General features: G+C 53.5%; 20 protein-coding genes and 2 pseudogenes. 19 read left to right on the top strand and 3 right to left on the bottom strand.

The features are described from left to right. The first annotated feature begins 17 nt into the window (after positions 1-17). From SIB83_RS02370 to SIB83_RS02385, 4 genes are all read left to right on the top strand, one after another. On the top strand, positions 18-1334 hold the full coding sequence (locus SIB83_RS02370) for a homoserine dehydrogenase (protein WP_413403378.1): 1317 nt from the start codon (positions 18-20) through the stop codon (positions 1332-1334). A 194-nt stretch (positions 1335-1528) separates the two neighbouring features. Next, entirely contained in the window at positions 1529-1708 is a 180-nt protein-coding gene (locus tag SIB83_RS02375; protein WP_413746671.1) for a hypothetical protein, read from the top strand. Between the two features lie 57 nt (positions 1709-1765). Next, a complete protein-coding gene (locus SIB83_RS02380) occupies positions 1766-3361 on the top strand; it encodes an ABC transporter substrate-binding protein (RefSeq protein WP_413406509.1) in 1596 nt (531 codons plus the stop codon). Further along, positions 3361-4380 carry an ABC transporter permease gene (locus SIB83_RS02385; RefSeq protein ID WP_413403382.1) on the top strand — a complete coding sequence of 340 codons (1020 nt, stop codon included), beginning with the start codon at positions 3361-3363 and terminating at the stop codon, positions 4378-4380. Before SIB83_RS02380 ends, SIB83_RS02385 begins: the two co-directional genes overlap by 1 nt. Before the next feature lie 27 nt (positions 4381-4407). Here SIB83_RS02385 and SIB83_RS02390 read toward each other — a convergent pair whose 3' ends face one another. Next, complete coding sequence (locus tag SIB83_RS02390) at positions 4408-5958, bottom strand: alpha/beta hydrolase (RefSeq protein ID WP_413746672.1); 1551 nt, start codon at positions 5956-5958, stop codon at positions 4408-4410. 104 nt (positions 5959-6062) lie between these two features. Between SIB83_RS02390 and SIB83_RS02395 the strand changes: the two genes are divergently transcribed. The 10 genes and pseudogenes from SIB83_RS02395 (at position 6063) to SIB83_RS02440 (ending at position 16319) form a co-directional block, all read left to right on the top strand. After that, entirely contained in the window at positions 6063-7316 is a 1254-nt protein-coding gene (locus SIB83_RS02395) for an MFS transporter (protein ID WP_413746673.1), read from the top strand. A gap of 817 nt (positions 7317-8133) precedes the next feature. Further along, a pseudogene (locus tag SIB83_RS02400) lies at positions 8134-8277 on the top strand (DUF933 domain-containing protein); the annotation flags it as partial. 475 nt (positions 8278-8752) lie between these two features. Further along, positions 8753-10654, top strand: coding sequence for a hypothetical protein (locus SIB83_RS02405; protein WP_413746674.1), 1902 nt, complete (start codon positions 8753-8755; stop codon positions 10652-10654). Between the two features lie 1158 nt (positions 10655-11812). After that, complete coding sequence (locus tag SIB83_RS02410) at positions 11813-12211, top strand: hypothetical protein (protein ID WP_413746675.1); 399 nt, start codon at positions 11813-11815, stop codon at positions 12209-12211. 121 nt (positions 12212-12332) lie between these two features. Beyond that, entirely contained in the window at positions 12333-12953 is a 621-nt protein-coding gene (locus SIB83_RS02415; RefSeq protein WP_413403390.1) for a cysteine hydrolase, read from the top strand. Positions 12954-13043: 90 nt separating this feature from the next. Then, a pseudogene (locus SIB83_RS02420) lies at positions 13044-14020 on the top strand (two-component system sensor histidine kinase NtrB); the annotation flags it as partial. Between the two features lie 135 nt (positions 14021-14155). Then, on the top strand, positions 14156-14515 hold the full coding sequence (locus tag SIB83_RS02425) for a response regulator (RefSeq protein ID WP_413747265.1): 360 nt from the start codon (positions 14156-14158) through the stop codon (positions 14513-14515). Positions 14516-14760: 245 nt separating this feature from the next. Continuing rightward, the gene (locus SIB83_RS02430) at positions 14761-15330 is read left to right on the top strand and encodes a peroxiredoxin (RefSeq protein ID WP_413746676.1); all 570 of its coding nucleotides are present in this window, start codon (positions 14761-14763) and stop codon (positions 15328-15330) included. A gap of 120 nt (positions 15331-15450) precedes the next feature. Then, positions 15451-15951 carry a hypothetical protein gene (locus SIB83_RS02435; protein WP_413746677.1) on the top strand — a complete coding sequence of 167 codons (501 nt, stop codon included), beginning with the start codon at positions 15451-15453 and terminating at the stop codon, positions 15949-15951. Positions 15952-16157: 206 nt separating this feature from the next. Continuing rightward, positions 16158-16319: a Nif11 family protein gene (locus SIB83_RS02440; RefSeq protein WP_413746678.1), complete on the top strand. Its 162-nt coding sequence runs from the start codon at positions 16158-16160 to the stop codon at positions 16317-16319. Between the two features lie 421 nt (positions 16320-16740). Here the strand turns inward: SIB83_RS02440 and ychF are convergent, their stop codons facing one another. After that, the gene (ychF, locus tag SIB83_RS02445; protein WP_413746679.1) at positions 16741-17832 is read right to left on the bottom strand and encodes a redox-regulated ATPase YchF; all 1092 of its coding nucleotides are present in this window, start codon (positions 17830-17832) and stop codon (positions 16741-16743) included. Between the two features lie 101 nt (positions 17833-17933). Here ychF and SIB83_RS02450 point away from each other — a divergent pair, with 101 nt between their 5' ends. The 5 genes from SIB83_RS02450 (at position 17934) to cysS (ending at position 24699) form a co-directional block, all read left to right on the top strand. Beyond that, complete coding sequence (locus SIB83_RS02450; RefSeq protein WP_413746680.1) at positions 17934-19109, top strand: efflux RND transporter periplasmic adaptor subunit; 1176 nt, start codon at positions 17934-17936, stop codon at positions 19107-19109. 24 nt (positions 19110-19133) lie between these two features. Then, complete coding sequence (gene polA / locus SIB83_RS02455; RefSeq protein WP_413746681.1) at positions 19134-22145, top strand: DNA polymerase I; 3012 nt, start codon at positions 19134-19136, stop codon at positions 22143-22145. 302 nt (positions 22146-22447) lie between these two features. Beyond that, on the top strand, positions 22448-22591 hold the full coding sequence (locus SIB83_RS02460) for a hypothetical protein (RefSeq protein WP_413403404.1): 144 nt from the start codon (positions 22448-22450) through the stop codon (positions 22589-22591). 10 nt (positions 22592-22601) lie between these two features. Further along, positions 22602-22988, top strand: a complete 387-nt coding sequence (locus SIB83_RS02465; protein WP_413746682.1) for a hypothetical protein — start codon at positions 22602-22604, stop codon at positions 22986-22988. A gap of 214 nt (positions 22989-23202) precedes the next feature. Further along, positions 23203-24699 carry a cysteine--tRNA ligase gene (gene cysS / locus SIB83_RS02470; RefSeq protein ID WP_413406511.1) on the top strand — a complete coding sequence of 499 codons (1497 nt, stop codon included), beginning with the start codon at positions 23203-23205 and terminating at the stop codon, positions 24697-24699. On the opposite strand, the gene SIB83_RS02475 is transcribed toward cysS, so the two are convergent. Continuing rightward, positions 24700-24939, bottom strand: coding sequence for a hypothetical protein (locus SIB83_RS02475; protein ID WP_413406513.1), 240 nt, complete (start codon positions 24937-24939; stop codon positions 24700-24702). Positions 24940-24999: the final 60 nt, after the last annotated feature.

Here is a 24999-nt window from a genome sequence, read left to right on the forward strand (position 1 = left end):
GTTAACGGACCCGCTCCATGGCGACAAGGATCGGCATCGGCCTGCTTGGCCTCGGCACCGTCGGCGCGGGAGTGGCAGGAATTCTGAGCAGTCCGGAAGGCCGCCATCCTCTGATCGCCGATCTTGAGCTGGTTCGCGTGGCTGTTCGCGATCTTCAGCGCAGTCGGCCTGTTGACATCCCCACCGAACGTTTGACCACTGATCCCAATGAGGTGGTGGATGACCCAGACGTGCATTTGGTTGTTGAGGTGATCGGCGGCATCGAACCGGCGCGCACCCTGATCATGAGAGCCATCTCGGCCGGGAAATCAGTCGTGACCGCCAACAAGGCCGTGATCGCCAGACACGGTGAGGAAATCGCAGCAGCAGCAGCAGCTGCTGGTGTCTACGTGCTGATCGAAGCGGCCGTCGGTGGGGGCATTCCAATCATCGAACCGCTCAAACAGTCGCTTGGGAGCAATCGCATTGAGCGCGTGAGCGGCATCATCAACGGCACCACCAACTACATCCTCAGTCGGATGGCCGACGAAGGAGCCGACTACCACGCCGTGCTGAAGGAAGCCCAAGAGCTGGGTTATGCGGAAGCGGATCCAGCGGCCGATGTTGACGGCCATGACGCAGCGGACAAGATCGCCATCCTTGCCGGACTGGCCTTTGGCGGCCCCATCGAGCGCAGTGCCGTTCCAACAACTGGCATATCCAATCTGCAGGGTCGGGATGTGGACTATGCGACACAACTCGGATACGGGGTGAAACTTCTTGCCGTTGCAGAACGCCTGGAAAGCGATGGCGACCCCATTGGATCCCTGCCCCTTGGTGTTCGCGTCCAACCCACACTGGTGCCGAAGGATCACCCCCTCGCCGGGGTCAACGGTGTCAACAACGCCATCCTTGTGGAAGGCGATCCAATCGGCCGGGTGATGTTTTACGGCCCCGGCGCCGGATCAGGCCCAACCGCCTCTGCAGTGGTGGCTGACATTCTCAATATCGCCGGAATACGCCAGCTCAGCAGCAGCGATGGCGGCCTTGACCCACTGCTGGCAGCCAGCAGCTGGCGTTCCTGCCACCTGGTGGATTCCAGCCGGATCCGACAGCGCAATTACGTGCGCTTCAACACGGAAGACACTCCCGGAGTCATCGGCAGGATTGGCAGCTGCTTCGGAGAACAGGGCGTCTCCATCCAGTCCATCGTCCAGTTCGATGCCTGCGACGAGGGAGCTGAAATTGTTGTGATCACCCATGAAGTCGGCAACGGAGCGATGCAGAACGCCCTGCAAGCCATTGCCTCTCTGCCGGGAGTCCGCTCTCTGGCTGCCCATTTCAGCTGCTTCTGAGTACATCGGGAGGACGTGTGCGGTTCAGCGTGTCGTCGCAGCACCTGGCAGAGAGCCCCCCGGATGAGGCACAGTTGTAAGAACCATCACAGCTTCGGTTCGCATTCGCGGATTCATGCTGCAAAACGTTCATGCCGAACGATCTCACAGTTCTTCAGGGGCAACGCTGCAATCAGTCGGAATCCCGATCCGTCATGAGGCTCCACCAAGGAGACTGCATCACGTTGCGCAGCGATGCCGGCCTTTTCCAGGTCATCGGCATTGATGGTGACCACGACCGCTGCTGGGTGCGCCAGTGGCCCCTGAAGCCCCAGGGCTCACCGGTTTTCGAAGTCCCTCTCAACCAGATCAAGTCACCCTCTGTTTCCGACTAGGACGCGGGGCCTTTAATGGCTTCGTCTGACTCCAGTGGCGTGATCAATTCATCCAGAATGTCAGGCCTGGCCTACCTGAGACGGCACTTGAAACACCTGCTGCCACTCACTGCAGCCCTGGCACTCTGCGTCAGCCAAGGGGCCTGTCAACCAGGCAGGCGCAGTGATCGGATCACGGTGGCCAGTGCAGGGCGCATCACCTCCCTGGATCCTGCACAGGCAAGCACCTTCGGCGCTCTGCAGCTACTGAGCGCTCTCGGAGACACGCTCTACAAAAGAACTGCGCAGGGTGAATTGAAGCCGGCCCTGGCGGCAGCACTGCCGGAGATCAGTGATGACGGCCGCACCGTCACGATCCCCCTGCGGAAGGACGTGCTCTTCCATGACGGCACTCGCTTCGATGCGGAGGCAATGGCCTTCAGCCTGCGACGTTTTCTGGAGATCGGCACCCTCAACTATGTGGTCGGGGATCGCATTACCGCAGTTGAAACTCCCGACACCTACCAGTTACGACTGCGCTTGAGCCGACCCTCGAGCTCCCTTGAGAATCTGCTCACAGCAACCAACCTGACGCCTGTCTCGCCAAAGGCCTATGAGGATCATCAGGACAGGTTTCTCAACGACCGTTTCATCGGCACGGGGCCCTACAGGCTGACCAGTTTCCGCGCTGTACAGCAGCGTCTGGAACCTTTCAAACGGTACTGGGGGCCCTTACCCAGCAACGCCGGTCTGGATCTGATCTATCTCAGCAACTCCACCGCCCTGTTCGGAGCGATGCGCAGTGGCGAAGTGGATGTGCTGCTCTCTGACTCGATCGACGAAGACCAGCGCCTGGCGCTGAATCGCATGGCCAGCGAGGGACGGCTGAGGGAAGGGCAAGGCCCGGCTCTGGTGATCGGGTACATCACGCTGCTGAGCAACACACCACCACTTCAGAATCCAGTCCTGCGACAGGCTCTGGCTCTGAGCCTGGACCGAGACCTGATTAACGAGAGGGTGAGCCGCGGATTGCGGCCACCGCTGCTTTCACTGGTTCCTCCCGGCCTGCCGGGGGGAAATATCGAACCCTGGCCAAGGCATGACGCTGCCCGAGCCAGAAACCTGTTCATCCAGGCTGGCTACTGCAATGGGAGGGTGTTGCATCTTCCGTTCACCTACCGATCGAATGTGCCCGCAGACCGTCTGATGGCACTCACCTGGCAAGCCCAGATCAAACGCGACCTGGCCGATTGCCTGTCCCTCAAACTTGACGGCGTGGAATCCACGACTGTGTACCGGCAGCTTGGAGAAGGTGCTTTCCAGGCCGTGATGCTCGACTGGCGCGGCGCCTATCCAGACCCCGAGGCTTACCTGGCACCTCTGCTCAGCTGCAGGGAATCGGAAGGATCCGTCTGCAAACGTGGAGAAGCCGCCATCAGCGGCAGCTTCTGGACAGCACCAGGCTTGGAACAAACCCTGCTGCAATCGGACCGCAGCAGGGGAGATGATCGACTGCGCGATCTGGAAAGCGTTGAGCGAATGGCTGCCGCAGGTGCTGCATATATCCCTGTCTGGCTGGTGACGCCCAGAGCCTGGAGCAGCACAGCACTGGCCACCCCGGAATTCGATGGCAACGGTCAGCTGCTTCTGGCCCGGTTACAGGGGGTGCGCTGATGGGACGAAGTCGCGAGCTGCTTCGCTACACGGGAACACGGTTGGCCCTCGCACCGGTGATGCTCTGGCTGATCGCGACCCTGGTGTTTCTGCTGCTGAGGGTGGCTCCCGGTGACCCGGTGGACGCTGTGCTGGGCAGCCGGGCGCCGGAAGCGGCCAAGGCAGCACTGAGAGCACGTCTTGGGTTGGATCAATCCCTGGTCCAGCAATATCTGGACTTTCTCTGGGCACTGGTGCACGGCGACCTCGGCGAGGCACTGATCAATCAGGAGCCCGTGAGTCGGATCATCCGCGAAGCACTTCCGGCAAGCCTGGAATTAAGTGTCACCGCCCTGATTGTTGCAGCGGTGACAGGTCTGGCGGTGGGTTTCACGGCCATTGCCCGATCCGAAGGAAAAATCGATTTGGCTGGTCGCTTCTATGGCATCGGGACCTACGCACTACCCCCCTTCTGGGTGGCCATGCTGGCCCAGCTGCTGTTTGCCGTGACCCTGGGCTGGCTGCCGGTTGGAGGTCGTTTCCCACCTGGAATGATCACTCCTGATGGCAGCGGCTTTCTGATTGCCGACAGTGTCATCAGCGGGAACTGGGAGGCACTTCAGGGTGCCCTGCGTCACCTGGTGCTGCCGGCATGCACTCTCGGACTGCTCCTGAGTGGTGTCTTCACCAACGCACTGCGCCTGAACCTCAATCGCAGTCTTCGCTCCGACTACGTGGAGGCCGCCCGAAGCAGAGGGTTGAGTGAAACCCAGGTGATTCTTCGGCATGCACTGCCCAATGCGCTGTTGCCTGTGCTCACGATCGCCGGAATCACCGTCGCCTCACTGATTGGGGGCGCACTGCTGATTGAGGTGACGTTCTCCTGGCCAGGCATCGCACTTCGCCTGCAGGAAAGCATCAATCAGCGCGACTACCCGGTGGTTCAGGGAATTGTGGTGGTGATCGCCGCTCTGGTGGTGCTCGTCAGTGTGGCCGTGGATCTTCTCGTCGCCCTTCTCGATCCAAGGGTTCGATACTGAGCGGCGCCATCAAGACGACCCTGGGCTTCAATCCACGAAGCGGGCTGCACCGGTTTGATCCAGACGATGCAGATGGAGATCCCCCACCTGCAGATGTTCAACCCCGCCCTTCTGGGAACTCGACACACGACCAGCCTCCAGATCGATGAGGAAGCGCACGATTTCGCGTTCCAGTTGAGCCTGAACCCTCAGAGGCTGAACTCCAACCAGTTCCTCGCCGAGCTGGAAAACATCTTCACCCTGCCCGCCGCCACTCTGCCCCTCTACGCGCACGGGCGAGAAATGGCTGGCGCCTTCCACAAGCACGGCACGGGTTGCAGGATTGGCTGGCAATGACCTGAGCAGTCCCAGCTGCTCACTGAGTGGAGGCGTGATCAGATCGAGAGTCCCTCCGCTCAAAAAGACTGCGACATCTGCCGACAGGGGTATCTGTCGGGGCCAGAGCAAGCTGCCGAAGCTGTTGAGTCCCACCACACCGGCCAGCTCCTGGGGGGGACTCACCTCTGGAAGGATCACGTCCTCGATCTGACACTGAAGAAGTCTGGACAGATTGCTGATCGGAAGATCATCAAGATCCTGGCCGCAACGTCGCGCGAGGCCCTTTTCCGGCCTGGCACCGGACGCGAGCAGTGCTGTGAGTGCTCCGAGAGAATGCCCACCCAGCACCAGACGGGTCCCGGGGAGCTCGAACACTTCCCTCCGGCGAGCGGCCAGGACCGCTGACAGATCTCTCAGCCGATCAGGCAGAACCTCAGCACCCGGTGGCGGTTGTCGTCCTTCCAGTAGTGCCTGTACGGCGAGCGCATCACTGCCTGGATGCTCAAGGACAAGAACCGGCCAGCCCTGATGACTGAGTGCCCGACCCAGCCAGCGGAAATGATCCGGACTGCCACCAAGACCCGGCATGAGCACCAGCCAGTGACTGCGCTGACGACCATCGGAAGGACTCGGGCGCCAAAGCTGGAGCTGCAGCGGCTGATCGCGATGCTCAACCGGCAGGGTGAGTTGCTGCAGCGCGCTATCAGAGGCGACCTTGGCCCCATCCTCAGGATTGATGCTCTGAGTGAGCGATGAAACTGGGAGTTGATTGAGGGTTTTGACCAGAGCCTGCTGCCGTTGCAACTGAAGCCTCCAGCTGCTGGCAACCGGAAGCAGGGCATCGAGATCCAGTCTGACGCGCTGCGCAGGCAGCGCCTCCAGAAGGTCAAGGGTGGACACCTCAGGGCGCTTTGCGAGCAGCGACTCAAGCGTCATCTGCACGGTCTGCCCCGTTGTGTCGTCATCAACCAACACCAGGTCACTGACCTGATCCAGCAAACGACGGCCTGCCCAGCTGTTGAGAATCTGCCTGGCCATGCTGCGGTCGTTGATCAGCGAGGCCTTGAGCAGATCAATCACTCCCTGACGGCTTTCCTCCTCAAGCAGATTCAGCCAGACGCTCAGTTCCGATGAATCGGATCCTTGTCCGCGGATCCAGCCACCCAGATCGGAGATCGACAAAGGCAGATCCATCCCATCCAGACGGACAACCAACTCGGCGGCTGTACGCGCTGGTCGCGGTGAAAGGGCACAGAGCATCAGACTGCAAATCAGTCCTACGGCAAACCGTTGTCCTGTTGAGCGTCTTCGCAAGGCCTAAGCCAGTTCATTGGTGGAACCAGTTTCCCGCACCTTTGCAGGAAGTGGCTTCAATCAGGCTGCTGGCCTCGCTGGGAGCCGGTGGTGTCATCTACCTGACACCGATCGTGTTTCATCAAGCCAGCTTCACCGCAACCCAGGTGGGACAGGGTCTGGCTGCGGCGGCCCTGATTGGCACAGCTGCTCGTCTGTTGAGTGGCCTGTTGCTGGATCGGGGTCTGAGCTGCTCCTGGCCGGTGCGCGCCGCTGCAGTGCTGGCCTTCATCGCTGATGTCATCCTGCTTCAAGCGCAGGGGTTCGGCGGCTACCTCACTGGACAGCTGCTGATCGGTCTGGCGGCAGGCCTTTACTTCCCAGCCATCGAGCTGGCCGTTCCGCTCAGCTGCGCCGGTTTCAAATCCAGTCGCGGTTATGCACTGGCCCGCAGCGCTGACTCACTAGGTGTGGCCTCAGGAGCACTGATCGGTGCGATCGTCACAGCCCTGGGATTGATCCGCGCGGTCTATGTGGTCGAGGCGGTGGCGGTTGTGATGATGTTGCTCGTTCTGAGCTGGCGGCCCCTTCCCGACGGGCGTGCCGCCCTGCTGCATCTCGACAAAGCCAGTGATGAGCCTTCCAGTGCCTCTACCACGATCAGGGATGGATGGCGCTGGCTACCACCTCTACTGCCTGTTCTGGCCATCAGCATCGTTGCTACAGGCATGATCGCCCTAAGACAGAGTGCCCTGCCTCTCGATCTGGTGCGTGGAGGTCTTTTGAGGCCGGCAGTGAGCGAAACCGGAAGCGGTGCACTGATCGCGCTGCAGCTGGCTCTGCTTGTGGCTCTTCAGTGGCCTGTGGGCAACTGGGTGGCCAAGCGCAGCCTCCGCTTCGGCCTGGGCATGGGACTGGCTGGCTTCGTGCTGGGCTCAGTTCTTCTGGCAAGCTCAGCTTTCTGGAGCCGCGGGATGGTGCTGATCTCCCTGGCGATGGTGCCACTGGCCTTTGGGGAAGCCGCTTTCCTTCCCAGTGCCGCCGAAGCCATGGTCGAAGAGACCCCTTTAAAGCACCGGGGCCTGTCCATGGCGCTGTTCTCCCAGTGCTTTGCCATCAGCGCCACCGGAGCTCCTCTTCTGGCCGGAGCCTTGCTTGACCAGCAGGGTCATGGTGTGCAGCTATGGCTGCTCATGGCGGTGATCTGCCTGGCAGTGATGCCACTGCTCAGAGTAGTTCGACCTCGCTACACAGCAAGTCTGCAAGCAACCCCCCTGGAGAGCGACGAGAATTTCCCGAGGCCGAGAATTGCTTCGCTCCGTTAAAAATTTTTCAATCCTGCGGCAACTGACCAAAACAAATCCAGACCTCAACAGTCAGGATTTGGTTAATAATTTGATTGGCTGTGAGCCCATTGTGGTGTTCAATTAATGCTTCAAAAATTTGCCCAGTGGCACTGAGATAGTGGAACAGCGTTGCACATCCTCCCAGCCCGATATTCCAGCCATGGAGAAACTGACTGAAGGAACACTTAGGTCGGGCTTATGCGGGCATGATCCGTCGACTGAACTACAACGCTGATTTTTCCGACAAAAAGACATCGGCACTCAAGCGCTCTGGCTAATGCAGAGAATCGTATTTACCCATAATCTGCGTCTCGTGATCGACGGATTCAACACCGAGACCGCAGGAGTATCAGATGTGCTGTCTATCACAGCAACCTAGATCGATTTCCTACCTAAATTATATAGAGTTCACCGGCGGGCTTCCGCGCCATTCGCTTCCAGCCGATTGAGTTTGAGAAATTCAATCGAGCGATCGCCATGGGCAGTCCCATCGGACTGGTTCTAGTCCTCTTGCGCCAAGCGCTGGGAGGAAGGTTGGGAAAAGCCACTGGATCAGTGGCGCGAAGAGCTGGGAGTCAGAGCCGCTTAGGTGAACAGTTTGGGGCTGGTTACTAACGCTCACCTGCGTTCAGGCGATGGCGAATCTTTTTCTGCAGCATGAACGATGCTGAGATCAAGGTGGATCCATTGGCAAGGATCACCGGCTCATTGCCACTGAAAAGACCAAACATTCCTCCAGATACCGAACCCTGTTGTTAAAAAGAGTTTACATCGACAGGGAAATAGAGCCTGTGCGATCCGTGCGCAAACCATCGGTTGGGAGAAGTTGCTGGAAGCCGGTTCTCTTTCAGAGGCGCGGAAGAAGGGGTGGTTGCGCAGCGAAACTAAGGATTACCTTGTGGAAGAGGGGGACGTGATGGAATTTTTATTTAATGTTTAAGAGGTTGTCTTTGCTTTTTTCTGGTCTCAAAAGGGTGTGATCCAAAGGTTGTGGCCCTCTGATCGCAGGATTGCTTGAATCTTGAGTTCATGTTTGATGCGGTGTTGGCTGTGAAGTATGGGCCACTAACCGACCTGATGACCCTCTGCCTCAGTTGATCTAATGATTCCAACTGTTGAGAATTTGGATACGATTCAATGTGTTGTTTGATGCATGCATTGAATCTGCTTTCCCTGTTGATTATTGGTTGATTACGGTGAATTGAATTGGCAAGATTTAAGGCGATTGCGGCGTGTGCGGCTAGGGGTGTTGATGGGTACGAAGTAAGCTGATTATCCGATTGAGGCTGCGGAAAGATACAAGCCCAGAGCTGTTCTATCGGGCTTTTTCTCGTAGGTAAAAATAACCTTAAGGAGATCAATAGCATTTAATTGTATGTCTACGTTGACAATGGTTTTTCATCACAATTTAAACCATGTACACGCCTTATTCTGCCTACGCTCTAGGGGCACCACGTCCTTATGACACACCCAACTGGAATTTTGTGTGGGCTGCTGGTCCTGATGGAAGGGACTTTTTAGATAACGATCTGACTCCGTATTACAGTGACAATCCAGACCAGGCGTTAATCATATATAACGATGTTCCTGGCCTTGATAAAGCGGTAGATCCACTGCTTGCGGCTACAGGAGTTTCTGTTGGTTTTCCTGCAGCAGGAAAGACGATCTCTTCCCCCAGTTCCTATCTCTTTTCTTTTGAAAGTCAGATTGGAACTTTTCCTGGGGCCTTGGAAGCCAACTTTTCCTTCCAGGCTTTAAGAGAATACTTCTATAACCAGGCGGAAGTATATGGCGTTGTTTTCTCAGAAGAAAATCGGCAATTAATCGATCAAGGTTTTGATGCTTTGATTAAACGCTATGCATCAATCCTGGAAGATGATAATCTGATGAAAACCGGATCTGATTTGAATGGTCCAGGAGAGGGAATAGATTATGTTGATGCATGGACTGACATTGTAGGCGTAGAAAGTAGTGATTTTTATAATGTTGGAAGTGGCTTCCAGGCTTTATGGGATAATCTTGAGGCGAATATAACATCTTCTGACCGATTTCTTGCTTATAGTGAAATATTTGCAGCGGCAGCCAAGGAAGGCTCTACATATTTGAAATATTATACCCCTGATGGACCTGGGATTAAAGGCATTAGTCCCTATGCTTCACCTGCACCTCAGCCAGATGGCAAAAGTATTGTTGGTGACCCCTTTGTGCCTACAGTTTTTCAATCGCTTCTAGGAGACTTTAAGGCTCTTCTGGATTCAGGTGCTTACTCAGGAGAGTTTGCAGATGGTGGATTGAAGATCGAATCAGGTATTCGTTCACTGCTTGATGTTGGTCTTGATGCGAATCCCTTAAACACAGGCCAGGGCTATGGTTACGCCGGAAATGGTTCACCTACTGCTCCGTTGGGACTTGAAAGCCAATCTATTTTGGAGCGAATCCCAGGATATGAACTCATGGCTTTTAATACATATCAGACACAGTACTCCTCAAATAAATCATTATCTCCGTCCACTGCTGCTGCAGCTGGAGACTTTAATCAAGACTATGTAAATGGTAGCGGATTTTTTCCTGAAGAAAGCCCTGCTTTAAGCTACGATAATTTTACGTGGAATAATGTAATTGATACGCCAACGGATCAATTTGTATCGCAAGATCTTTTTCCAACCATGGAGAATGAGAGCCTTGAAGCGATTCAATTCTTCAAGGTTGAATTCACAACAGCTGGCTTGTATCTGGATATGCCAGAAACTCCAGTCTCTACCCATCTCATCCTGTCTTCGGAGGATGTGTCGGGAGATATTGATGAGGAATTTTCTGCGGTTGAGGGGGGGCCAGCAATTGCCGATCTGAGCTTCGGTCTTGGAGAGGGATTCTCTAATTTTGCTGCATCATCCATTGGCGATGATGTTGTAATGGGTGGTAATCTCAATGATTTCATCATCACAAAAGATGGTAACGACAAGGTGACCGGGATGGGCGGTGATGATTTGATTGATACAGGTGCTGGATACGATATTGCTATTACAGGTGATGGATCAGATACCATCCTTGTTCGTCAAGAAAGCATGAAAGGTGAACTTGGTTTTCTGAGTTATTTAACTTTGCCAGATTTATCTTCAGAGGATTCAATTGCTCTTGAGGAGGGTATTAGTTTCGATGTGATAGATGATTTTCGCTTGAAGCTCACGTTCGACGATCATGAAAAGATAATTGTGCTGTCAGGCAGTAGCACTTTGGAAGAAGACGAATTTGGGATGATAAGAAGTACGGTTACCTGGAAGGAGATAATAGACAACGGTCAAATTATTTCGCTATGAGAAAAACAAAGAGGTATTATCAAAGCCAAGAATCTTAAACAATAAAGTTTCATCATGAGCAGAGAACTTGCGTCCTGCAGGTCTCTGCTCAGTAATTTTTGACTTAAATCATGAATAGCCGGGAAAAGGGAAAATTCCTCCAAAATCGCTAACTCATCAATTTTAAATATAAATCATCACCATTCATCGTTGTTAGCAATCACTGGCAATCTTACTTAATAACAAAACTGCTCAAATTCAAAGTCTCTTTCAAAATCTTAATCACTTAGCAGGTATCAGATGAAATCGTGAATCATATTTTTACAGGCAAGTGAAATTTTCCTGCAGAAACAATCTATGTGTCTGACTTTTCAGGCTCATAAACATCTTCTGTTTTGTCACTGTTAACAATAATTGTAACAATTTCAAATGGACTACAATTAGACTTTAGCTCCCATAATGATGTTTTAATCTGTTTACACCATTGCTTGATAAGGGAAAAACATCTACGTTCAGTAAGCGACTGTCGGCTCAGTTCACTGGATCAAGCAAATATTTCCGAATGGGTGATGGACATATATCCAATGCAACAAGAGCAAAAAAGATAACGGTGGTGCTGGAAGATTCCATGGCGTTGTCATGCCTCGATTCATCATTGGTCAAATAGACAGAAAACATGTAAATCCCTGATGAATTTAAGGTTGAAGTGATCTTGGTCGAGGCGAAAGACACTTCATGCTATACATCTCTAACCAATCAAAAGTGTTAAAGCCTTCATAAACAAGCTACCTGAATCGATACCATCTTTATGAGGAGTTAATGCGCTGATCCTGTCAAAATGGTGAGGATTACCGCTCGCCTCTAAGCAGATGATGGCGAATCTTCTTCTGCAGCACGAACGAGGCTGGGATCAAGGTGAATCCATTGGCAAAAATCAACGGCCCATTGCCACTGAGAAGACTAAACACAGCCCAGATGGCAACGCCGCTGATGAAGAGGCTGTACATAGATAGTGAGATGAAGCGCTTTTATTTCGTGCGAAATGTATTTATTGATAGCCTGCGCAAAGAAGTGCAATGTCGTCAAAGCTGCTGCCACGTAGCTGATTGAATCCACATCCATTGCGAAAGTCACTGGAGCGGAAGCACGCCATAAAATGGCACCAGTTTTGCTGCAGCCATGGCACCTAGCCTGAACGTCAGTCTTGAGGTCATGCAGGGACATCTACACAGTTGGCAACGCTGCTTGCACTCAACTTGGACGCTCTGCGCACTTCTTGGAGCGCTGCAACCACCGCTTCAGGCGAGCGAAACAGAAACGCGCCATGCCATGGCAGCCATGGCTGCTTTTGCCGAATGCAAGGTCCTGAACGCCGGATACAGCCGTGACAGAGCCCGGAACATCCTGAACACCTGGATTGAAAACAAAGGCTTGCAGAAACAAGCTGAGTGGTTGCGATCACCCCAGGCCATTCGCGTGGTAGCTCTGACCAGTGAAGCGATGAACAAAAGCTGCAATGGCTTTGATCAGAACAGTTCTCAATTCATACCTGCAATGGAAGCGATTGACCGTTTATGAAATTCAGGATTAGCGCCAAAAACCAGTGAAACTCATTTGCAAATTGAACAGATACCGTTAAATAACCATACAAACTCCGATTCAGGAATAAACTGGATGGGGATTTTATTGGGCCATCAGTGTGATTCGCTTCAGACCCAACCAAACGGCACTTGTACTGATTGGTTTTCAGAAAGACTACTTCGACCCGCAAGGAGCCCTCTATTCCGTAGTAGAAGAATCGCATCGTGTTTCAGGCACCCTCGAACACACCATCGAGACAATCGACAACATCGCTGAGTCTCCAATCACCATCGTGAACACGCCTATCGTATTCAGCGAGACCTACAAAGAGATCGAGAACCCAACTGGAATTCTCAAGGCAATCAAAGAAATTGAGGCCTTTAAAGCAGGCACCACAGGAGCAGAGGTGATAACTGAAATCACAAAGTACGGAGATCGCATTAAAACAGTTCCTGGCAAAAAGGGATTTAATGCTTTCTCCAACACTGATCTCGAGAAACTGCTTACTGAGCATCACATCGAACAGATCGTGATTGCTGGATGCGTTTCGTCGCTCTGCATCAATGCCACAGCGCTTTACGCGAGAGATCAAGGTTATGAAGTCACAATTCTCTCGGACTGCACCTCAAGCCGAACACCCATTGAACAGGAGATGTTTTGCGGTGAAATCTTCCCACTATTCGCGGACGTAATAACTCACAAGGAATTTATCAATGCAATAAAAAGCAGTTCCTGTTGATCGCAAGCCATGGATCGTTATCAAGTACCTGACGCTGCAGCGATTGCGCAATCAAGACTGATCGAACGATTGGCGGAATCGGAACGCACAATGCGAGATATTTTGGTCAATCTTCCTGTTATCGTCGCACGCTTTGATCAGAATGATAAAGGAAAAATTCAATTCCTCAATATGGCGTGGAGCAGAATATTGGGATTCAATATTGATGCCTGTATAGGGATGGAAATCAATTCCTTTGTGCTGGGAGAGGACCTAAAAAGGTGGATCGAGTTACTCGACCAGAGCAAAAACGAGGAGGAAAAGTCATCCGATCTAGACAGTCAAATCCGATTCAAGGATTCCAACGAGCAAATTCGTTGGCTGCGAATCAAACTCGATCAGCGCAACAATGGCGAAGTCATTGCATTGATGGAGGATTTCACAGAAAGGCGTCGGCTTGATGCTGAGTTAATTCAAGCCCAACGGCTGGAAAGCATTGGCCATCTTGCGGGTGGCTTGGCCCATGATTTCAATAATCTTCTGCAAGTCATTATGGGGTATATAAATTTAACCCAAAGACTCATCAACAAAAAGGGAATTGACTCTGATTACCTGGAGATCGCCAAACAGGCCTGTTTACGTGCAGCTGGCCTTTCAAAACAGATGCTGACCTTCAGCAAGGGAGGGGAGCCGGTTCAGAAGGCCGGGTCCCTGGAAAAGGTTGTCAAAGAGGCTGTCGTCATGAGCCTGCACGGATCAAAACTGAAAGCAGCGATCAAAATTGAACCCCGCTTACCACAGGTGAACATGGATTATGGACAAATTCATCAGGTCCTCCATAACGTTATCCTCAACGCGGAACAAGCAACATCAGAAGGCGGAGAGCTTGCTATTGCCATACGAAGAGAATTGCCAACAGACAGCAATTCCTACCTGCAAGAAATGGTTATCATTGAAATTAAAGACACAGGAATTGGAATTAAAGCAGCGAACCTTGGGAAAATATATGATCCATATTTTACAACAAAAAAACAGGAAATGGCCTTGGCTTGACAAGTGCGTATTGGATCATCAAGAAACACAATGGCAACTTGCAAATCAAAAGTGATTACGGGAAAGGGACGACAGTCCAGATTTCCTTACCCGCCTTGCCTCGATCAAAGGCCTCAGATCAATCAAAGAGCACTCAACACAAACCAATAACATCCATGAACATTTTAATCATGGACGACGAAGAAATTGTTCGAAATTCAATGCAGCTCATGCTGGAAGATGGTGGTCATCAGGTGACTTCCGTAAAACACGGCGAGGAATGCCTGGAGGAATACGCCAAAGGATTAAAAGAAAAAAAATACTTTGACATCATTATTCTTGATCTGACAATATCAGGAGGAAAAGGAGGCATATGGACGATTGAACAAATTCTCAATTTGAATCCGTCGGCAAGAGCCATTGCCGCAAGTGGCTATAGTGACGACAATACTTTGTCCAATTACAAAAATATAGGGTTTTATGCCGTTCTGCAAAAACCATTTGGAATAGACACTCTCAATCAATGCCTGAAAGATGTTATCGATATGTGATTTGCCTCAGACTTGCGAATACAATGACCATGCTGAATAACAAACAACAAAAACATCATTGTTCAGGGGCCAAAATCAACACTGAACCCCTGAATTTCAGATCCATCTCGGTCGACAGGCCAATCAACTCGACACACGCACGCCATCAAAAACAACCATATAAGTAAAAACACTCATCCGTTGGTCTAAAGGAATGGTTAAAAAGACAATGTCAACATAGCCACAATCCTGCATTCATCCTGATCATGCCTCTCAACAATCAAGTTCCGTTGGTTACGTTTCAGACTCGTGTCCGTGATGAAAGTGTGCCTGGCGACAATCCATTCCGGTGGCAAGAGCTAAGCAGCAAGGACATTTTTAGTGGCAAAAAAACTGTACTTTTTGCACTTCCTGGAGCTTTCACTCCAACCTGCTCATCCAATCATCTGCCCCGGTACGACGAACTCTTCGAAGAATTTAAAAGTCAAGGCGTTGATCAGATCATCTGTCTGTCAGTGAACGACGCATTTGTCATGTTCCAGTGGAGCAAGCACCTGGGAACCAAGAACATTTTCATGCTGCCTGATGGCAATGGTGAATTCACCAGAAAGATGGGAATGCTTGTTGAGAAAGAAAACCTAGGTTTTGGAATGCGTTCCTGGCGTTATTCGATGCTTGTCAATGACATGGTCATTGAAAAAATGTTTGTTGAGCCTGATTTTGCAGACAACTGTCCAACAGATCCTTTCGAATCCTCTGACGCTGACACGATGATGGCATTTCTGAAAGGGAGCACATCAGCAGGGGTCGCCAAACCACATGCGTTCATCGGCTGATTGAAACGCAAATCACCCTCATCCTGAGCTGCGTTCAAAACCAAGGTCTGTTAACCGAAGACAGGCCTTGGTCACGACAGGCTGATTGATCCAGCACGCCAAAGGGCGTCAAGACAGGCCATGAAGAGAGGAGACATCGGCAGAAAGCTACTGATCCCCTTCCTTGTCTGGGCTGTTGCACCGGCAGCAGCCGTCCCATTACCTCTGGTCTGTGAGTTAACCAGCGAAGAGTCTCCTTCAATCAAGATTCGACTCACTGAACGAACAACAGGATCGCTCAACGGTGAATTGATTCAGAACGGCAGTGCACTTGGTGTTTTTCAATCGGGAAAACCCAAGCGAGGCAAGGATCCCTGGTGGTCTTTTCAGCAAGACAAAAAAAGCTCCAAGGGCATTTCAGTTTTCTTCAAAGGCACGGAACTCTGGAACCCTCATCGACGGTTGCCGAAACCACAAGACAGCAACCGAGTGCTTTTTGCGGGGCTGGCAGCTGCGCTTTGGAACTGGGATTCAACTGAACAACGAAGTGTTTTCCGCGGGAATATTGATTTACTGAAGGCCGCTGGGGGCCTCTGGTCAATTTCCAGCCAGTGCGTTGGCGGAAGAATTGTTGATGGATGATACTCATGCAAATCATCATTCTGCACTCCTTTAATGAATCATTGAATGAGCTGAGTGACAAATTAACTTATCACCTGACAGCCTTCTTATACGATTAATAAAAACTCTTATGGATTCAACAATCCCTATCAATCTTAAGAAAGATAGATGACTGGACGTTCAGCAGCCTGCTCTCTTTATATTCGTAAATTATAGCAGATAGACGCTTGGCAGTTATTGATGATTTCATCAATGCTTTGACAGACAACACTGAGCTAAGACAATCAATCCAGGCGGCCACAACAGCCGCCCAGGCTGTAGAAATTGCTGCTAAAGCAGGATTCATCGTCACTGAGAGCGAATTGCTCAGAGTTTTCAAGACAAAATAGTCTGAATTATCAGAAGAAGAACTGGCAGGTCTTTCTGGAGGAAAAGGAAAAACTGCAACAATTATTTCAGAAGGTGTTCATGATGCTTTTGTTCCACCAAAAACAACCGACCCTGGAGGACCCGGCTATTCAAGTGCCGGGCTCCCCCCCCATGGAGTGATGAACAGGATTTTGAGCCATTCAAGACTGCCGGAAGAACTTGCAAAGCGCCATTAATCTCATGTTGTTGATTCCTACCCGTAGCACGATTGGAGAGATTTCCGGGGCTTCCATAACGCTTTGATTTTTAACATGCTTGTTTCAAGCCTGTCGTGATTCGGAAGAGAAACCTGATGGGGTTTTCTGAATGCCTGCAATGGTAGACAAACAGCGAGACAGATTCAGTCAGTAGATCATCACTTCAGTCGTCCTGACAGGACTTCTAGACATTAAACAAAAATTCCATCACATCACCTTCCTCAACTTCATATTCTTTGCCTTCACTGCGTAGCCAACCTTTGTTGCGAGCTTCTACCAGCGATCCTGCCTCCAGCAATTTCTCGCAACCGATGGTCTGGGCACGAATGAATCCTCGTTCGAAATCGGTATGAATCACTCCTGCCGCCTGAGGAGCGGTCATCCCAGCCCTGAAGGTCCAGGCACGAGTTTCCTTTTCACCCGTCGTGAAATAAGTGCGCAGTCCCAACAAGCGATAAGTGGCACGAATCAGGCTTTTCAACCCACCTTCCTGCACCCCAAGTCCATCGAGATAGTCCTTTCGTTCTTCTTCGCCGAGCTCCACCAGTTCCGCTTCGACCTGGGCAGAGATACGCACGGTTTCTGCACCTTCCTTTGACGAGAGAGCCACCACCTCCTCGCAGAAGCGATTACCAGCAGCGAGATCATCCTCACTCACATTGGTGGCGTAGATAATCGGCTTGGCCGTCAACAATCCAAGTGGTTTGATCATGAGTGATTCCACGTCGCTCAGTTCAACACTGCGCGCTGCACCACCCTCTTCGAGCACAGCCTGAATCCGTTCAAGCGCCGCATCCTCTGTCTGGGCTTCCTTGCTTGTGCGCATCTGCTTTTTCAGGCGCTCGCGACGCTTTTCAATCTGCGTCAGATCAGAAAGACCGAGTTCAAGGTTGATCACCTCGGCATCGCGAACGGGGCCAACGGAGCCGGAGACGTGAATGACGTCGTCATCCTCGAAGCAACGAACCACATGAACGATGGCGTCCACTTCACGGATGTTGGCCAGAAACTTGTTGCCCAACCCCTCGCCCTGACTGGCCCCCTTCACCAGACCAGCGATATCGACGAACTCCATCCTTGTGGGGATGGTTTCGGCGCTGCTGCTCAGATCAGTCAGCTGCTGCAGCCGCGCATCCGGAACAGCCACGGTCCCGACATTCGGTTCGATGGTGCAGAAGGGGAAATTGGCTGCCTGGGCCTGGGCATTGGCCACCAGGGCATTGAAGAGAGTGGACTTGCCCACATTGGGCAAACCGACGATTCCGGCTTTGAGCATGGCGGGAAATCTATCGGCAGAGGCGTCCTGAGAACCATCCCTCAGAACACGGTTGGACCACTCACGGGCGAGAATGATTACGAAGATTGTTGAAGGGGGCCATGGGCAGCCAGAAAAGCCAGTCCCCTAAAGGGGCCACACCCGAAGCCCTGCGCCAGTTGACTCGCTTGAGTGGTGTGAAACGCAGACGACGTCGCTTAATCGCAGCTGGTGCTGCAGCTATTCTGTTGACGTCAGGTGGTGTGATCTGGAGCAAGGGGCCAGGTTCTGATCGATCGCGTCAGCTGAGTGAGTTCACCGTGGCGGCGGAGCGAGGATCTCTGCCTGGCGTGATCACGGCCAGTGGAGAACTGGAAGCCATCCGACGGGTGAACGTGAGCCCCAAGAAGGCTGGAGTGGTGGAGGAGTTGTACGTCAATGAAGGCGATGTTGTCGCCAAAGGGCAGCTCCTGGCTCGTATGGACGTCGGTGATCTTCAGGATCGCGTGGATGAACTTGCCGCACTCGAGCGGCAGGCCAGGGCGGACTACGAAGCCAAGCGGGCCGAATACCTTCGCAACCGGCAGCTGGTGGATGTTGGAGCCATCAGTGCATCCGACCTGGATGGCTTCCGAGCCGCCTTCATCAGCAGCAGGGAAGCGCTGACCGCCGCTCGCGAACGCATTGAACAACGCAATGTTGAAGGCAGTGACCTGCTGATCCGGGCTCCTTTCAGCGGGGTGATTACGGAACGCTTCGCCGAGCCTGGATCCTTTGTCACCCCCACCACAGCGGCTTCAACCAATGCCGGCGCTACCAGCTCATCGCTTGTTGAGCTGTCGGAAGGCCTGGAAGCGGCGGCAAAGGTTCCTGAGAGCGACATCGGCCGCATTCGTATTGGTCAGGGTGCCACTGTTCGCGTGGATGCCTTCCCTGATCAGCTCTTTCCTGCAAGGGTGCGCGATATCGCACCGCGCGCGCTCAAAACCGACAACGTGATCTCATTTGAAGTGGAGCTCACGCTGATTGATCCGCCACCGACGCTCCGCATCGGCATGACCGCGGATGTGAATTTCCAGACCGGACGAACTAGCGCAAACACACTCGTGCCAACGGTGGCAATCGTGACTGAAAAGGGTCAGTCAGGCGTTTTGTTGGTTGGCAAAAACGATGAGCCCACCTTCCAGCCGGTGCAACTTGGTGCCAGCAGCGGCGACAGGAGTGCCATTCTCTCCGGTGTGGAGCCCGGCACACGCGTGTTCATTGACATGCCGCCCTGGGCAAAACCGCGCGACTGACCGAGCCAGGACCTCCCTTCATCCATGCCCGAAACACAGGAGAAACCCCTGCTGCTGCTGGTGGATGGCCATTCTCTGGCCTTCCGCAGTTTCTACGCCTTCAGCAAGGGAGGTGAAGGGGGACTCTCCACGAAGGATGGCCGTCCCACCAGCGTGACCTATGGATTCCTCAAGGCCCTGCTCGACAACTGCAAGGGACTGAAACCCGAGGGTGTGGCGATCGCCTTTGACACCGCAGAACCCACCTTCCGCCACAAGGCCGATCCCAATTACAAGGCCCACCGCGATGTGGCCCCTGACGTGTTTTTCCAGGACCTGGATCAGCTGCAGCTGATCCTGCGCAACCAGCTTCAGCTGCCACTGTGTCTGGCTCCTGGTTTCGAAGCGGATGATGTGCTCGGCACCCTGGCCAACCGGGCCGCCTCAAGCGGATGGAGGGTGAGAATCCTGAGCGGTGACCGCGATCTGTTCCAGCTGGTGGATGACCAGCGGGACATTGCCGTGATGTACATGGGCGGCGGACCGTATGCCAAGAGCAGCGGCCCCACCTTGATTGACGAAGCCGGGGTCCAGCTGAAGCTCGGGGTGATGCCCGACAAGGTGGTGGATCTGAAGGCACTCACCGGCGACAGCTCGGACAACATCCCTGGAGTCAGGGGCGTTGGACCGAAGACAGCCATCAATCTGCTCAAAGAGAATCAAGATCTTGATGGCGTCTACAGAGTTCTTTCCGAAGTCGAGGCGGAGGGCCCCAAGGCCAGCAGAGGCGCTGTGAAAGGAGCCCTGAAGGGCAAGCTGAGATCCGACCGGGACAACGCCTATCTCTCAAGGCAACTGGCCGAAATCCTTGTTGACATACCGCTTCCTGAGGATCCAGTTCTTGAACTTGGCCCTGTGGACGGCGATGGCCTCGAAGCGCAGCTGAAGGATCTGGAGCTCAACAGCCTGGTGCGGCAGGTGCCTGGTTTCATCGCCACCTTCTCTCCAGGCGGACTGACGGCGAACGCCAATCTGCTTGAGAAGAAAAGTTCCAACGAGACAGGTCAGGCAGAGCAAGCGCAAGGATCCACGACAACAGAGCTCAAGTCATCTGAATCTGCTGGCGCTGACGCGGCCGGATCCAAGCCTGAGCTCAAGCCACAGCTGATCAACAGCTCAGCAGCACTCAAGGACCTCATGCAGAGACTCCAGTCCTGCACCGATCCTTCTGCTCCGGTTGCACTGGATACGGAAACAACCGATCTCAACCCCTTCAAAGCGCAGCTGGTAGGCATCGGCGTGTGCTGGGGGCCAGGTGATGCCGATCTCGCCTACATCCCTGTCGGCCATCGTGCAGCGACGGAAGCAACGCTGGAACCCGAACGCCAACTGGTGCAGCTTCCACTCGAAACGGTTTTGGAGCAGATGGCTCCCTGGCTGGCAAGCCCTGAGCACCCCAAGGCACTGCAGAACGCGAAATACGACCGATTGATTCTGCTGCGCCATGGCCTGGCGCTGGCTGGAGTGACGATGGACACCCTGTTGGCCGATTACCTGAGGGATGCCGCGGCCAAGCACGGCCTGGATGCCATGGCATCACGGATGTACGGCATCACCCCCACTCTGTTCACAGATCTGGTGGGCAAGCCCAAGGACGGCAAAGCCAGCTGCTTCGCGGAAGTGGACCTCGACCATGCCGCGTTGTACTGCGGCATGGACGTTCACCTCACACGTCGACTGGCCATTGATCTGCGCCAACAGCTGCAGGCAACAGGAGACAGTCTTCCCAGCCTGCTGGACAATGTGGAACTGCCACTGGAACCGGTTCTGGCTCTGATGGAAGCCACCGGCATCCGCATCGACGTGCCTTACCTCAGTGCGTTGTCAGCAGAAATGGGTGACACCCTGCAGCGCCTGGAGAAGGAGGCCAAAGAGGCGGCGGGAACAGATTTCAATCTCGCCTCTCCCAAACAACTCGGTGAGCTGCTGTTCAACACTCTCGGCCTCGACCGCAAGAAATCCCGGCGTACCAAAACCGGCTTCAGCACAGATGCCACGGTGCTGGAGAAACTCGAGGCTGATCACCCCGTGGTGCCGCTGGTTCTCGAACACAGGGTGCTGAGCAAACTGAAAAGCACCTACGTGGATGCCCTGCCGCAGCTGGTGGAAAAGGAAACCGGGAGGGTGCACACCGATTTCAATCAGGCGGTGACAGCCACCGGCCGGCTGAGCAGCAGTAATCCCAACCTCCAGAACATCCCTGTCCGCACGGACTACAGCCGCCGCATCCGCAAGGCTTTCCTGCCCCAGGAGAACTGGACCCTGCTCAGCGCTGATTATTCACAGATCGAGCTGCGCATCCTCACCCACCTCTCAGGAGAGGAAGTGCTGCAACAGGCCTACAGAACAGGAGACGATGTACATGCGCTGACAGCACGGCTGCTGCTCGACAAAGACGAGGTGAACAGCGACGAGCGACGCCTGGGCAAGACGATCAACTTCGGTGTGATCTACGGCATGGGCGCCCAGCGCTTCGCCCGGGAGACCGGCGTCAGCCAGGGGGAAGCCAAGGAGTTCCTGCTGCGCTACAGGGAACGTTATCCCAGAGTCTTCGCTTATCTCGAGCTCCAGGAAAGGCTCGCTCTCAGTCGCGGCTACGTGGAGACGATCATGGGTAGACGACGCCCTTTCCACTTCGATCGCAACGGACTGGGACGTCTACTGGGCAAGGAACCCATGGAGATCGACCTGGATGTGGCTCGTCGGGGCGGAATGGAGGCCCAGCAATTGCGCGCTGCAGCCAATGCACCGATTCAGGGATCCAGCGCCGACATCATCAAACTGGCCATGATCCAGCTTCAGGCTGCGATAGAGCAGCAGGGGCTGCCGGCACGACTGCTTCTTCAGGTGCACGATGAATTGGTGCTCGAGGTGGATCCAGACGCTCTGGAATCAATCCGGAAGCTGGTTGTTAACACCATGGAGAAGGCTGTGGACCTGAGTGTGCCCCTGGTGGCTGAAACCGGGCTGGGCGCGAACTGGATGGACGCCAAATGAAGCGAACCTAAATGACGATCATTCAATCGATCTGGAAGAGGCCATCCACACTGAAGTGCGGCTGTTCATTCTCAAACAACCCTCGCGCTCCCCGATCAAAGTGACAAAAACCATGACGATTGACAGAGCAATCATCCCGCCACTACGCCTAGCTCTGGATGCATCATCCGCTGAAACTCAGACTTCAATCAAACACCTTTAAAACCATCGTGAGATTGATACAAGTCTTCGGAACTCAAACTTCGGAAATCAACATGGGTTCCAGGCAATTACCTCTTTTCAAGAATTCTCTGCAATGAGCTATGAACAACTGGCAGGCGATTGGGGGCTTTCACGAGCCCATTCCAAGTTGCAAGCAAATCTGGAGGATGCTTGAACTGACGGTCAAAGCGCAGTTTGGCCCAGAACTCTTCAACACCTTAGTGATGCAATCCATTCACGACTGAGCAAAACGCCATGCCCCGAAGAGCTTTTCATGGACTATACCTTCAGCCGACCGGTGCACCTCGTTTCTTCTCATTCGTCACCTACACGCCACAAAGCAAGGAACAAATGGTTGCATGCGGTGACTTACAGGAAGATGAGGAATACATCAATCCAGTAATCTTCGATTTCCTCCTGTTTGTGGCCGAATGGATCCTTGATATTCCACTCAATCATGATTTCCCCATTGGGTACGATGATGTGAGGGTGATTTGTTCCAGGCAGCGAGGCAACGGCAGCCAGCACGAATACCTGATTCAAATCAGTGACCAGGGAGAGAATGAGTCAAGACGCTCAGTCCTTGGACAATTACTGAAAATAGTCGGCCGAAAATCATGGAACGGCTTTAGCCCAACCTAGGGAGAGGGGGCAACAACAAACCTCAACAAGAAGCTCTGAATCACAACAATCATCAACCAAGGGCAAGTGCAACCCACAGGCCATCGACATCCCTGGGAACTGCAGGGGGGCAGTAAAGACAACAGATCGGTAACAACACTGCAGCAACCAGCCGATTCCTGGGCGATGCAGGAGTGGGCGGGCCGTAACCTCCTTGGAGAGCCTGATCAGACCTTTGCCACTGCGCCTCACGAACAGCCTGAGCAATCGCACCGAAGACTTCGAACCGCTGGAGGCAGGCAAGGCAACGATCTACTGCTGTGGGGTGACGGTTTACGACCTTTGTCATCTGGGCCATGCACGCAGTTACATCAACTGGGATGTTCTGCGGCGTTATCTGATCTGGTGCGATTACGACGTCACGTTTGTTCAGAACTACACGGATATCGACGACAAAATACTGAACAGGGCTACTTCCGAGGGCTCAACCATGGAGGAAGTCAGTGAAAAAAATATCAAAGCTTTTGAAATCGATATGGCACGCCTGCACATTCTGCCTGCAGACAAAATGCCCAGGGCGACCTGCTGTATCCCAGGCATTCAAACTCTGATCGGAGAACTTGAAACCAAAGGAGCTGCCTACAGCTCCGACGGCGATGTGTATTTCGATATTTCCAAAGCGAAGAATTATGGACAGCTGAGTGGGCGAGACCCCAACGAGCAGAAACAAGGGGCCAGTGGCCGCATCAATGAGGAGGAGGATGCACGCAAGCGACATCCCTTTGACTTCGCGCTCTGGAAAAAAACCAAAGACGGAGAACCAGGATGGGAGTCACCCTGGGGTCGGGGACGGCCCGGGTGGCATATCGAATGCTCAGCCATGGTTCGCGAAGAATTCGGCACAACAATTGATATTCATCTCGGCGGCGGAGATCTTGTTTTTCCTCACCATGAAAATGAAATTGCTCAGTCAGAAACTGCGAATGAAGCGCAGTTAGCCCGGATCTGGATGCACAACGGCATGGTGAATGTGGGCGGCACCAAAATGTCGAAGTCGCTGGGCAATTTCACAACAATCCGCTCGCTGCTCGACAGCGGAGTCTCAGCAATGACGCTGAGACTTTTTGTGCTCCAGGCGCATTACCGCAAACCACTCGATTTCACAGCTGATGCGCTGGACGCGGCAAGCACCGGTTGGAAAGGGCTCAATGCAGCTCTTGGCCTTGGTCGCCGGTGGTCCGACCAGATGGGCTGGCCCGGAGCAGAAGATCTGCCATCCGGTGCCATGCATGCTCAGAACCTCGACGTTGATGAGGTTCTCATGGCTGCACGCGACCGCTTCACCCAGGCCATGGATCAGGACCTGAACAGCTCTGGAGGCCTCGCAGTGCTGTTTGAACTGGCCAAACCACTGAAGTCGACAGCCAACCGACTGGAGCGTGGAGAGCAAGTGAAAAAGCCGGATGACCTGAATGCCCTGCATCAACGCTGGCTGTTGCTGCGTGAGCTCGCCGCCGTGCTCGGACTCAGGTATGAGCCTCAGCAAACCATGGAGGACTCCAACACAGCATGTGAGGAGAGCAGCGAGATCGAAGCAGCGATCTCTGCACGCAAGGCCGCCAAGCAGGCCAAGGATTTTGCTGAAGCCGACCGGATCCGGGAGGAACTTGCCGCTCAGGGGATTGAACTGATCGACAAACCCGGCGGCACGACCGAATGGCGTCGCCGTTGATCACCGCTCTTTCGAAGCCATCATCGCCTCGATCTTGCGGATGCGCGCCAGTGTGGTGGTCCAGACCTCAAGCCTGAAACGCTGCTCGGCCAGAGCGGGATCATCGGGATCGGCAGCGTCGATCCAGCTCCGCAGTTGCTCCAACTTGGCCTCAGGATCCTGCTTGGCTTCGAAGGCATCCCACAGCTCCCGCTCAAGCCTGGCTCTCTCGATGAAATTCCAGCGTTTGAGCCAGAGCATCCTGTTGGCGTGCATCACAGACCCTGTCTACCGGATTTCCATTGCGTGAGCTCTAAGGTT

The organism is Synechococcus sp. MIT S9507, assembly GCF_047304715.1.
Taxonomy (GTDB): domain Bacteria; phylum Cyanobacteriota; class Cyanobacteriia; order PCC-6307; family Cyanobiaceae; genus Synechococcus_C.